Below are 11,767 nucleotides of genomic sequence, written 5' to 3' on the forward strand. Positions count from 1 at the left end.
GTCAGCCGCGCTTCATCAGCCGGCCGACCGCCGCCATCATCTCGGTGGCCATCTCGTCGGCCCGGCCCTCGGCCGCCCCCTCGTGCATGCAGTGCCGGGCGTGCCCGTCCAGCAGCCCGAGCGCCACCTTGTCGAGGGCGGCCTGGATCGCGGAGATCTGGGTGAGCACGTCGATGCAGTAGCGGTCGTCGTCGACCATCTTCTCGATGCCGCGGACCTGCCCCTCGACGCGGCGGAGTCGCGCGAGCAGTTGGTCCTTGCTGGCGGTGTACCCGCGGATCGGGGTGGGTGCGGTCATGCCGACCAGGATAGCCTACCCCCGGGGGGTATGGTACGGTCGCTTCCGGTGGGATACCCCCACCCGGTATCGGTAAGGAGACGTTCGATGGTCAACACGACGTACCAGGTGCAGGGCATGACCTGTGGGCACTGCGTCAGCGCGGTCGCCGCCGAGGTCGGTGCCATCGCCGGGGTGCACGACGTCCAGGTCGACCTCGCCGCCGGCCGGGTCACCGTCGACAGCGACCAGCCGTTGGACACCGAGGCGGTCCGGGCCGCCGTCGACGAGGCCGGCTACCACCTCGTCGACGCGTGATCGGAGGGCCGCCATGCGCACCGTGACGAGGCTGGCCGGCGTCGGGCAGTGGCGGGCCTTCGCCGACTTCGCCCCGACCGGGGGCGAGCCGCTGACCCTCGGTGTGGACGTGACCGTCCCCGGCGAGCCGACCGGGGGCGCCGCCCACGGCACCCCCGGGCACGGGCACAACTGACGGGAAAAGACGATGACCACCACCAGCAGTAGACCGCTACCCGAGGCACCGAACCGGATCGAGTTGGCGATCGGCGGCATGACCTGCGCCGCCTGCGCCGCCCGGATCGAGAAGAAGCTCAACCGGATGGACGGCGTGAGCGCGACCGTCAACTACGCCACCGAGAAGGCCACCGTCCGGTTCGTCGACGGGGTCACCCCGGACGACCTCATCGACACCGTGCAGAAGACCGGCTACACGGCGGCGCTGCCCAGCCCACCGATCGAGGAGCACTCGGTGGACCCGCTACAGGGTCCGCGTACGCGGCTCTGGGTCTCGGTGGCGTTGAGCGTGCCGGTGGTGCTGCTGGCCATGGTCCCGGCCTGGCAGTTCGACTACTGGCAGTGGCTGTCGCTGACCCTGGCCGCCCCGGTGGTGGTCTGGGGTGGCTTGCCGTTCCACCGGGCCGCCTGGACGAACCTGCGGCACGGCGCGGCGACGATGGACACCCTGGTGTCGCTCGGCACGCTGGCCGCGTTCGGCTGGTCGCTCTGGGCGCTGTTCCTCGGTGACGCCGGGATGCCCGGGATGACGCACCCGTTCCGCCTCGACATCACCCGCACCGAGGGCACCGGCAACATCTACCTGGAGGCGGCCTCCGGGGTGACGGTGTTCATCCTGGCCGGACGCTACTTCGAGGCGCGATCCAAGCGCACCGCGGGCGCGGCCCTGCGGGCCCTGCTCGAACTCGGCGCCCGCGAGGTGGCGGTGCTGCGCGACGGGGTGGAGAGCCTGATCCCGGTGGACCGGCTCGCCGTCGGCGACCGGTTCGTGGTCCGCCCCGGGGAGAAGATCGCCACCGACGGGGTGGTCGACGAGGGCACCTCCGCCGTCGACGCCAGCATGCTCACCGGTGAGTCGGTGCCGGTCGAGGTCGGCCCCGGTGACCGTGTGGTCGGTGCCACCATCAACGCGGGCGGGCGGCTGATCGTCACCGCGACCAGGGTCGGTGCGGACACCCAACTCGCCCGGATGGCCGACCTGGTCGAGCAGGCGCAGAGCGGCAAGGCGGCGGTGCAGCGGTTGGCGGACCGGATCTCCGGTGTCTTCGTGCCGATCGTCATCACGCTCTCCGTCGGCACCCTCGGCTGGTGGCTCGGCACCGGAGCGGGCCCGACCGCGGCGTTCACCGCCGCCGTGGCCGTGCTGATCATCGCCTGCCCCTGTGCGCTCGGCCTGGCCACCCCGACGGCGTTGCTGGTCGGCACCGGTCGGGGAGCGCAGCTCGGTGTGCTGATCAAGGGGCCGGAGGTCCTGGAGTCGACCCGCCGGGTGGACACCGTCGTGCTGGACAAGACGGGCACCGTCACGACCGGCCGGATGACGCTGGTGGATGTGGTGCCGGCGAGCGGGGAGGACCGGGCCGAGCTGCTCCGGCTCGCCGGCGCGGTGGAAGCCGCCTCCGAGCACCCGATCGCCCGAGCGGTCGCCACGGGTGCCGCCGAGGCCGGTGCGCTGCCTCCGGTGAACGGCTTCCGCAACCTCGAAGGGTTGGGCGTGACCGGCACCGTGGACGGTCGGGTCGTGCTGGTCGGCCGCGCCCGGCTGTTGCGCGAGCGGCAGGTCGACGTACCGCCGGAGGTCGAGTGGGCTGTCAGCGAGGCGGAGGCCGCCGGCCGGACGGCGATCGTCGCTGGCTGGGACGGGCGGGCCCGCGGCGTGCTCGCGGTTGCCGACGTGGTCCGGCCGACCAGCCGGGCGGCGGTCGCCCGGCTGCGTGCGCTGGGGCTCACTCCGGTCCTGCTGACCGGGGACAACACCGCAGTGGCCAGAGCGGTCGCGGCCGAGGTGGGCATCGACGAGGTGATCGCCGAGGTGTTGCCGGCCGGCAAGGTCGACGTGGTCAAGCGGCTTCAGGCCGAGGGGCGGTCGGTGGCGATGGTCGGTGACGGGGTCAACGATGCCCCGGCGCTGGCCCAGGCCGACCTCGGGTTGGCCATGGGCACCGGCACCGACGTGGCGATCGAGGCGTCCGACCTCACTCTCGTCCGGGGTGACCTGGACGCCGCGGTGGACGCCATCCGGTTGTCCCGACGCACGCTCGGCATCATCCGGGGCAACCTGTTCTGGGCGTTCGGTTACAACGTGGCCGCCCTGCCGTTGGCCGCCGCCGGTCTGCTCAACCCGATGATCGCCGGTGCCACCATGGCGCTGTCCTCGGTCTTCGTGGTGGCCAACAGTCTGCGGCTGCGCCGATTCCGGTCGGCGGCCGCCGACAGCGGACTGTGATGGCGGTAATGGTTGGACCGGTGACGGCGGGGGTATTGCTGATGTCGTAGCGACGCTAGCGATGGAGGTTGACGATGGGTTTCGACGACAAGATCAACAACGCCAGCGAGGACGCGGCCGGCAAGCTGAAGGAAGGCGCCGGTCGGGCCACCGACAACGAGCAGCTCGAGGCCGAGGGTCGCGCTGACCAGTCCACGGCCAAGCTCAAGCAGGCCGGCGAGAAGATTAAGGACGCCTTCAAGAGCTGACGTACGACGTACCCCGCACGCCGGGTCGGTGATCTCTCACCGACCCGGCGTGCTGCGTGTCCCGGCGAGCGGCTATGGCTGGGCTCGTAACGTGGCCCGGCAGTTGGGCCGGCACGGCGTGCTGCTCACCTACCAGGGGTGGGGGCACGGCAGCTACAGCAGCAGCCCGTGCGTGCAGCAGACCGTCGACGCCTACCTGATCGACCTGGTGGTGCCGGCTCGGGACGCCGTTTGCCCGGCCGTCGAGCCCGAAGTCTGACCGCCCGCCCGCCGGCCGTCGCGGAACCCCCGGCGGCCTGCGGTGTGGTCAGCTGCGGCGGGTGGCGCCCGACGAGTGCAGGTGACCGACGGTCACCGTCGGGCGCGCCCAAGCCCCAGCCGGGGTGAGGACCTACTCGTCCAGGGCGCCGCCCTGAGGAGCGCGGGTCCCCGTCGGGCGGGCGGCCCGCAGCTCCAGGTAGCGCTGCTCGGGCAGGCTCGTGGTGCCGCGTGCCGCCGCCAGGTACGCGTCCCGCGCCGCCCCGGGTTCACCGGCCAGCTCCAGCAGGTGCGCACGTACGGCGGCGAGCCGGTGGTGCCCGGCGGTGCGCTCGTCGGCGTCCAGCGCGGTGAGCAGGTCGAGCCCGGCCCGAGGGCCCTCCACCATGGCCACCGCCACCGCCTGGTTGAGGGTGACCATCGGGTTCGGGGCGATCCGGGCCAGCAGCCGGTAGAGCGCGACGATCTGCCGCCAGTCCGTCTCCGCCGCCGTCGACGCCTCGGCGTGCACCGCGGCGATCGCCGCCTGGAGCTGGTACGGGCCGGGCGGCGACCAGGTCAACGCCTCCGTGATCAACGTGATCCCCTCCGCGATGGCGGCGGCGTCCCACCGGGTGCGGTCCTGCTCGGCGAGGGGCACCAACTCCCCGTCCGGGCCGAGCCGGGCCGCCCGGTGCGCGTCGGTCAGCAGCATCAGCGCCAGCAGCCCGGTCACCTCGCCGTCGTCCGGCAGCAGCCCGCGCAGGATGCGGGCCAGCCGGATCGCCTCGCCGGTCAGGTCGCCCCGGTGCAGGTCCGGCCCGCTGGACGCGGTATACCCCTCGTTGAAGATCAGGTAGAGCACCCGGAGCACCGACCGCAGCCGCTCGTCCCGCTCGGCCGGCTCGGGCATGGTGAACCGGGCACCGGCGGCCTCGATCCGCTGCTTGGCGCGGCGGATCCGTTGACTCATCGTCGCCTCGGGCACCAGGTGCGCCCGGGCGATCTGGGCGGTGCTGAGACCGCCGACCGCGCGCAGGGTGAGCGTCACCTGCGCCGATCCGGTCAGCGCCGGGTGGCAACAGAGGAAGAGCAGGGTCAGCGTGTCGTCGGCGTCCGGCACCGCCGGTTCCGCGTCGGCAGGCGGCGACACCCCGGCGTACGCCGGTTCGCGCAGCGTCACCGCCACCTCGCGGTCCCGGCGAGCGCTCTCGCTGCGCCACTCGTCGGTGAGCCGGCGGGTGGCCACGGTGAGCAGCCAGGCGCGGGGACTGTCCGGTACGCCTTGCCCGGGCCACTGCGTCGCGGCGGCGAGCAGGGCCTCCTGGACCGCGTCCTCGCACCTGTCGAACTGGCCGTGCCGGCGGACCAGGAGGCCGAGGACCTGCGGCGCGAGGGTTCGCAGCAGATCCTCGACCGTCCGGTCCTCGGTCACATCTCCGTCCCGGCCTGCTCCATGACGGGGCGGACCTCCATCGCGCCGCCGAAGCGTACGTCCGGCCACCGGGCGGCGATCTCGGCGGCCCGCTGCGGGCTGTCGCAGTCCACGGTCAGGTAACCGGCGAACTGCTCCTTGCTCTCCATGAACGGCCCGTCGACGACCTCGGTGCTGCCGTCGATCTGCCGGACCGTCAACGTCTGCGACGGGTTGGCCAGCGCCTGCCCGTCGACCAGCTCGCCGGTCTCGGTCAGCTCCTTCATGATCTCGTCGACCTCGCCGAAGAGGGCGGTGCGGTCCTGCTCGGTCAGCTCCTCGGTGAAGCCGGGCCGGTTCCAGATCAGCAGCATGTACTTCACAGCGGTGCTCCTCAGACCTCGGTCGCACCCCCGGTCGGGGCGCGGCTCACCGGAGGGTCGGAGCCGACAACCCGTTCCCTACGGCGTACCGAAGAAAATCGCAGATATCTTCGCCGGTGGTGGTCCCACGCCGGTCGGGTCAGCGGCGATCGGGCCGGCCGGGTACCTGTCGGGGCTGCTTGCGCCCGCCGCCGACGTCCAACGAGGCCCGGTCTGCCGCCGACGTGCCGGAGGACCAGCCCTCGGCGTCCCGGACGCTGAGCCGGTGCCGGGTGACGCCGGGGAAGAGCGTGTCCAGCCGTTCCCGGACCGCCTCACCCCGTGCGGCGAGCACCGGCAACAGTCGCTCCGCCCCGGCCGTCTCGGCCGCCGCCCGGTCCGCCGCGTCGGTCGCCGCCTCGGTGGCCGTCCGCAGCCGCTCGCCGATCCGCAGCGCGAACGCGTTGAGGAAGGACTCGTCCCACACCTTCGTCCGCCGTCCCGCCCCCGAGCGCCGCTCGGCGCGTCCACGCAGCATCGCGGCCGTGGCCTGGACCAGCAGCGAGGTGTAGAGCAACTCCACCGCGACCAGATCGGCCGGCCAACCCAGCACGGTGGTGAAGCCGAGGTCGTCGGACCAGACCGCCTCGCACCGGTTCGCCGCCGCCACCTCCTGCACCAGCAGCGCCTTCGCGCCCGCGTACGGGGTGTCGGTGCTCAGGCGTACCCCGCCCGGCAGGTCGCCGCGCTCCGCGCCGGCCGCCAGCAGCGCCTCGTCGATGCTGTGCCGGGCGATCAGCTCCTGCGCCTTGGCGGTCAACGCCTCCGCCTCGGCCGGGAAGGTGGTCGACTCGGCCTTGGCCAGCAACGCCCGTACCCGGTCGAGCATCGGCGACCCGCTGCGGGCCGCTCTTGCCGGTCGGGCGGTCACCGCGCCGGTCGTGCCCGGCGGCGGGCGCAGCACCGCGATCGGCGGCAGGCTCTCCACCAGCGCGAGGGTGTCCACGGCGGTCCGGAGCGCGTCGGCCCGGTCCAGGCCCTCCGCAGTGGTCCAGGCGGCCAGCACGTAGTGGTCGTCGTCGCGGGCGTCGGCGGTCAGCTCGCGTAGCTGGTCGTCCCACCAGGCGGGGACCGGTTCGGCCTGCGCACGCCGTTGGGCGGCCATCGCGGCACGGACCAGCCGCGCCGCACGGGCGTCGAGCCGCCGGCCGGTGATCCGGTCCACGTCGACGGGCTGCCAGCCGCGCGGCCAGAGTCGGCTCAGACCGCGGACCAGGCGGCGCAGCAACGCGGCGTCCACCGCCGCGGTGCCGTCCGCCGCGCCGGTGCCGACCATCAGGTGGTCGAGCTGTCGTTCGGCCTGCCGTACGTCGGTGCCGCGCACCGCCGCGAGCGCGTTGGCGACGAGTTCGTCCGCATCCGGCACGGGCACCTCCTCTCCTCGGTTCTGACCTCTGCTGCCCCGACAGGTCCCATGTGCTGCCCCGACAGGTCCCATGATCATGCCGCGAGCGATGTCGGAGCGGTGAAACGGGCATCTACCCGGGTTGCCCGGCCCTGCCTTCCCGGCCGGCGTGTGATCGACACCAGGTCCCGGAAGTGCCGGTATCTCGCCGGGGGGATCACGTAACAGCGCCGACCTGGGGCGACCGTGGCCTTCGGTCCTCGGCGCGAGCGGGTCATGGCATGGCTCATCTGGTTTGGGGTATTTGCCGGCTAACCGACATGACGCGAGGTGTGTGATGGCCGATTCGAGCATGCCGAGGGCAGGCACCGTCGACGTGCGCGCGTCCGTCCTGGCCGGTGTCCTGATCGGCGTCGCGATCATGGCGGCCGTGGACGAGATCGTCTTCCACCAGTTACTCGCCTGGCACCACTTCTACGACCGGTCGACGCCGTCGGTCGCGCTGCTCTCCGACGGGCTGCTGCACGCCGCCGAGGTGGTCGCCCTGGTCGGCGGATTCTTCTGGTTCGCCGACCTGCGCCGACGGGGTGCGCTGTCGACCCGGCTGACCTGGGGTGGCTTCCTGCTCGGTGCCGGAGGTTTCCAGCTCTTCGACGGGCTGGTCGACCACAAGGTGCTCCGGCTGCACCAGATCCGCTACGGCGTACACCTGGTTCCGTACGACCTGGTCTGGAACGTGGCCGGAGCGGTGCTGCTGCTGGCCGGCGTCGCGGTGCTGGTGCGGGCCCGGTCCCGCCGGCCCGGCAACGGCAATCGATGACGTGCCCGGCGGTGCTCGCGCACGGCGGGCCTGCGGCGAACGGATCGGGCTGGCCCGTGCCGCCACAACTGGCGCACGGCGGGCACGCGGCGGAGGGGCCGGGTTGGTCGCCGCTGTTCCCGGTCGTGCTGCTGGCGGGCGTCTACCTGCTGGCCGCCGTCCGCGACCCGCGTGGTTGGGACCACCGGCGTACCATCGCGTGGCTGGTCGGCTGCGCCCTGCTGGCCGTCGCCGTGGGGCCGCTGGGCCGACTGTCCGACGATCCGCGCGGGCACATGGCGCAACACCTGCTGCTCGGCATGCTCGCTCCGCTCGGGCTGGTACTCGGCGCCCCGGTGACGCTGCTGCTGCGGGTCTCCCCGCCGCCGGTACGCCGGACGGTGGGTCGGCTTCTGCGCGCCCGGCCCCTGCACCTGCTCGCCCATCCGGTCACCGCCGCGCTGCTGAGCACCGGTGGGTTGGCGCTGGTGCTGCTCACTGCGCTGTATGCGGTGGCCGAGCGTCAGCCGGTCCTGCACCACGCGCTGCACCTGCACTACCTGGCCGCCGGGTACCTGTTCGCCTGGTCGTTGGTCGGACCGGACCCGGCGCCCCGACGCCCCGGGCTCGCCGTACGGGTCGGCGCGCAGATCGGTGCGGCGGCCGGTCACTCAGTGCTGGCCAAGTATCTGTACGCGCACGCCGAAACGCTCCCACCCGGCCTGGTCGACCGCGATCCGGTGGAGTTCCAGTCGGCCGCCCAACTCATGTACTACGGCGGCGACCTGGCCGAACTCCTCCTGGCGGTAGCCCTCTTCGCCACCTGGTACGCCCACCGCACCCGCCGCCCGGTCCGCCCCCCGAGGCGGTTGATCAAGAGGTTTGCGTCACCACAGGACGATTCCCTGACGCAAAGCTCTTGATCAACCTGGCGGGCGCGGGGGCCACCCGGTCAGGATGTCGTCGACGGGTTGCGCGTCTCGTTCTGGGTCGGGGGCTGGGGTCGGGCGCGTTGTCGGCGTCCGGTCGAAGCGCGGCGCAGGTGCCGGCTGGATCTCACCACCCACCTCGACGAAGGTGTCCCGGGCGGCGTTGTGCGGATGCCGGTGCGCCTCGCCGGGAGCGAGCACCGGCGCGACGCAGGCGTCCAGGTCGGCGAAGACCGCCGTCCACTCGTCCCGGGTGCGCTCGGCGAACCGCTCGGTGAACCGTCGCCGCAGCTCGTCCCAGCCGCTCGGGTCGTACTGCGCGGGCAGGCCCGGGTCGTCGGCGAGGTCGAGGCCGGCCAGGAGTACGGCGTAGAAGGCCGGTTCCATAGCGCCGACAGCCATGAATCCACCGTCCGAGGTGGCGTACGTGTCGTAGAACGGCGCCCCGCCGTCGAACATGTTGCGCCCGCGCGGTGCGGCCCACAGCCCGCTGTCGAGCAGCCCGTGCAGGAACGAGGTGAGCAGGGCCGAGCCGTCCACCATCGCCGCGTCGACCACCTGGCCGGTGCCGGAACGCTCCCGCTCCAACAGGGCGGCCAGCACGCCCACGGCGAGCAACATGCCGCCCCCGCCGAAGTCGCCGAGCAGGTTCATCGGCGCGTACGGGCGCTCACCCGCGCGTCCCAGCGGCTCCAACGCCCCGGCGACCGCGATGTAGTCGATGTCGTGCCCGGCTCGGGCGGCCAGCGGGCCGTCCTGGCCCCAGCCGGTCATCCGCGCGTACACCAGCCGGCGGTTGCGGGCCTGGCACACCTCCGGGCCGAAGCCGAGCCGCTCGGCCACCCCCGGCCGGTACGCCTCGACCAGCACGTCCGCCCGATCGGTCAGCCGTAACAGGTCCGCCACCCCGTCCGGGGTTTTCAGGTCCAGCGTGGTGATCCGCCGACCGCGCTGCAACGGGCCGCCGGTCGGAGCGGCCAGCCGGCCCGCTCCCGGAGCGCCCGGCCGGTCCACCCGCACCACGTCCGCGCCCAGGTCGGCGAGCACCATGCACCCGAACGGCGCGGGCGCGAGGCTCGCCAGCTCGACCACCCGCACCCCGGCCAGCGGCCCACCGCGCACTGCGGTGCCCGGGCCGTCGTCCGCCGTGGATCCGCCGGGGCTCGGCCAGGGCGCCGTCACGCGACGCCGACCGGTTCGGCGGTACGGGCGGCGAGCCGGTCGACCAGGTCGGCGGGCGGCCTGAACCGGTCACCGTAGCGGTCGGCCAACTCGGTGGCGCGGGCCGCGAAGCCGGCCGGACCGCCCGCGTACTGCCGGACGTAGCGGATCACGCCTCCCGTCCACGCCGGGAAGCCGATGCCGAAGATCGAGCCGATGTTGGCGTCGGTCTCGGTACGCAGGACGCCCTCGTCGAGGCAGCGCAGCGCGTCCAGCGCCTCGGCGAAGAGCATCCGCTCCTGCAGGTCGGTGAACGGCACCGCCCGTCCCGCGTCGGTGATCAGGTCGGCCAGGCCGGGCCACAACCGTCCCCGGGTGCCCTCCTCGTACGCGTAGAAGCCCCGCCCGGCTCCGCGCCCCGGCCGGTCGTACGCGTCGACCAGCTCGTCCACGAGCCGGTGCGCCGGCAGCGGCCGGAACTCCTCGCTGGCCGCCTCGAACTGGCGGCGGATCCGCTGGACCAGGGTGAGGCTCACCTCGTCGGCCAGCGCGAGCGGCCCGGTCGGGTAGCCGGCCTGCAGCGCGGCCTGCTCCACCGACGCGGCGGGGACGCCCTCGGCGACCATTCCGATCGCCTCGTCCATGAACTGGCCGATCACCCGGCTGGTGAAGAAGCCCCGCCCGTCGTTGACCACGATCGGGGTCTTGCCGATCCGCCGACCCAGGTCGAACGCGCGGGCCAGCGCGGCGTCGCCGGTGCGCTCGCCGACCACGATCTCCAGCAGTGGCATCCGGTCCACCGGGGAGAAGAAGTGCATGCCGATGAAGTCGGCCGGCCGGTCCACTCCCTCGGCCAGCCCGGTGATCGGCAGGGTGGACGTGTTGGAGGCGATCAGCGCGCCGGGTGCCAACACCGGCAGCACCTCGGCGAACACGGCCTTCTTGAGCGCCGGGTCCTCGAAGACCGCCTCGATGACCGCGTCGCAGCCGGCGAGGGCGTCCACCTGGTCGGTGGTGGCGATCCGGTCCAGCACCGCGCGGGCGTCCGCCTCGGAGGCCCGGCCCTTACGGACCTTGCGGGCCAGCAGCCGTTCGGCGTGCTCCCGGGCCCGCCCGGCGGCCTCCGCCGTGACGTCCTTGACCACCACGTCGATACCGGCGCCGGCGCAGGCGTACGCGATGCCCGCGCCCATCATGCCCGCGCCCAGCACCGCCACCCGGCGCACCGGCGCAACGTCCACTGACGGTCGGGCGGCACCGCCGTTGACGGCCTTCAGGTCGAAGAAGAACGCCCCGATCATGTTCTTGGCGACCTGCCCGGTGAGCAGGCCGATCAGGTGCCGGGTCTCCACGGCCAGGGCGGTCTCCAGGTCGACCTGTGCGCCTTCGACGGCGGCGGCCAGGATCGCCTCGGGCGCGGGCAGCCGGGCCCCCTTGAGCTGCTTGCGCAGGGTGGCAGGGAAGGCGGGCAACTGGGCGGCCAGCGACCGGCTGGACGGGCTGCCGCCGGGCATCCGGTAGTCCGGCCGGTCCCACGGCTGCTTCGGCTGCGGGTTGGCCGCGATCCAGGCCCGGGCCCGGTCCAGTAGCTCCGCCTCGGTGGCGACCACCTCGTCCACGATCCCGGCGGCCAGGGCGTCGCCCGGGCGCATCCGTCGGCCGGTGAGCAGCACGGTGGTCAGCGCACCCGCCAGGCCGAGCATCCGTACGGTCCGGGTGACGCCGCCGGCCCCGGGCAGCAGGCCCAGGGTCACCTCGGGTAGCCCGAGCCGGCTGTCGGGCACGTCCAGCGCGATCCGGTGGTGGCAGGCGAGCGCGATCTCCAGGCCGCCGCCGAGCGCCGAGCCGTTCACCGCCGCGACCACCGGGCGGCCCAGCATCTCCAGCCGGCGCAGGTCCCGTTTGATGGTGCCGAGCAGGTCGGCCAGCGCGGGCGCGTCCTCGCGGGTGGCCCGGATCATCTCCGGCAGGTCACCGCCGGCGAAGAACGTCGACTTCGCGCTGGTCACGATGACTCCGGCGAGGTCGGGCTCGGCCTCCAGCCGGTCCAGCACCGCGCTCATCGAGGCGACGTACGCCCGGTTCATGGTGTTCGCGGACTGGGTGGGGTCGTCGAGGGTGAGCGTGACGACGCCGTCGGCGCCGCGGTCGTACCGGATGGTGTCGGTCATGGT

General features: G+C 73.3%; 13 protein-coding genes. 7 read left to right on the forward strand and 6 right to left on the reverse strand.

From position 1 onward, the window contains the following. Position 1: 1 nt before the first annotated feature. On the reverse strand, positions 2–298 hold the full coding sequence (locus O7614_RS04140) for a metal-sensitive transcriptional regulator (RefSeq protein WP_030329541.1): 297 nt from the start codon (positions 296–298) through the stop codon (positions 2–4). Between the two features lie 87 nt (positions 299–385). Here O7614_RS04140 and O7614_RS04145 point away from each other — a divergent pair, with 87 nt between their 5' ends. The 5 genes from O7614_RS04145 (at position 386) to O7614_RS04165 (ending at position 3,545) form a co-directional block, all read left to right on the forward strand. Next, on the forward strand, positions 386–595 hold the full coding sequence (locus O7614_RS04145) for a copper ion binding protein (protein ID WP_278137163.1): 210 nt from the start codon (positions 386–388) through the stop codon (positions 593–595). A 13-nt stretch (positions 596–608) separates the two neighbouring features. Next, on the forward strand, positions 609–770 hold the full coding sequence (locus O7614_RS04150; RefSeq protein ID WP_278137164.1) for a hypothetical protein: 162 nt from the start codon (positions 609–611) through the stop codon (positions 768–770). A gap of 12 nt (positions 771–782) precedes the next feature. Further along, the gene (locus tag O7614_RS04155; RefSeq protein ID WP_278137165.1) at positions 783–3,038 is read left to right on the forward strand and encodes a heavy metal translocating P-type ATPase; all 2,256 of its coding nucleotides are present in this window, start codon (positions 783–785) and stop codon (positions 3,036–3,038) included. Between the two features lie 74 nt (positions 3,039–3,112). Further along, positions 3,113–3,286, forward strand: a complete 174-nt coding sequence (locus tag O7614_RS04160; protein ID WP_278137166.1) for a CsbD family protein — start codon at positions 3,113–3,115, stop codon at positions 3,284–3,286. A 49-nt stretch (positions 3,287–3,335) separates the two neighbouring features. Then, positions 3,336–3,545, forward strand: a complete 210-nt coding sequence (locus O7614_RS04165; protein WP_278137167.1) for an alpha/beta hydrolase — start codon at positions 3,336–3,338, stop codon at positions 3,543–3,545. Between the two features lie 132 nt (positions 3,546–3,677). Here O7614_RS04165 and O7614_RS04170 read toward each other — a convergent pair whose 3' ends face one another. The 3 genes from O7614_RS04170 to O7614_RS04180 all read right to left on the reverse strand — a co-directional run bounded on the left by O7614_RS04170 (position 3,678) and on the right by O7614_RS04180 (position 6,731). Further along, positions 3,678–4,958, reverse strand: a complete 1,281-nt coding sequence (locus tag O7614_RS04170) for a DUF6596 domain-containing protein (protein WP_278137168.1) — start codon at positions 4,956–4,958, stop codon at positions 3,678–3,680. Then, on the reverse strand, positions 4,955–5,311 hold the full coding sequence (locus O7614_RS04175) for a YciI family protein (protein ID WP_278142142.1): 357 nt from the start codon (positions 5,309–5,311) through the stop codon (positions 4,955–4,957). Before O7614_RS04175 ends, O7614_RS04170 begins: the two co-directional genes overlap by 4 nt. 148 nt (positions 5,312–5,459) lie before the next feature. Continuing rightward, positions 5,460–6,731 (reverse strand): DUF2786 domain-containing protein, encoded by a 1,272-nt coding sequence (locus O7614_RS04180; protein WP_278137169.1) that lies wholly within the window; start codon positions 6,729–6,731, stop codon positions 5,460–5,462. A gap of 310 nt (positions 6,732–7,041) precedes the next feature. Between O7614_RS04180 and O7614_RS04185 the strand changes: the two genes are divergently transcribed. Both O7614_RS04185 and O7614_RS04190 read left to right on the forward strand, forming a co-directional pair. After that, complete coding sequence (locus tag O7614_RS04185; protein ID WP_278137170.1) at positions 7,042–7,524, forward strand: DUF2243 domain-containing protein; 483 nt, start codon at positions 7,042–7,044, stop codon at positions 7,522–7,524. 56 nt (positions 7,525–7,580) lie between these two features. Then, on the forward strand, positions 7,581–8,426 hold the full coding sequence (locus tag O7614_RS04190) for a cytochrome c oxidase assembly protein (protein WP_278137171.1): 846 nt from the start codon (positions 7,581–7,583) through the stop codon (positions 8,424–8,426). Here the strand turns inward: O7614_RS04190 and O7614_RS04195 are convergent, their stop codons facing one another. Together O7614_RS04195 and O7614_RS04200 are read right to left on the reverse strand one after the other, a co-directional pair. Then, positions 8,427–9,554, reverse strand: a complete 1,128-nt coding sequence (locus O7614_RS04195) for a CaiB/BaiF CoA-transferase family protein (protein ID WP_278142143.1) — start codon at positions 9,552–9,554, stop codon at positions 8,427–8,429. Between the two features lie 56 nt (positions 9,555–9,610). Then, complete coding sequence (locus tag O7614_RS04200; protein WP_278137172.1) at positions 9,611–11,764, reverse strand: 3-hydroxyacyl-CoA dehydrogenase NAD-binding domain-containing protein; 2,154 nt, start codon at positions 11,762–11,764, stop codon at positions 9,611–9,613. Positions 11,765–11,767: the final 3 nt, after the last annotated feature.

It is taken from the genome of Micromonospora sp. WMMD961 (assembly GCF_029626145.1).
In the GTDB taxonomy this organism is placed as follows: Bacteria; Actinomycetota; Actinomycetes; order Mycobacteriales; family Micromonosporaceae; genus Micromonospora.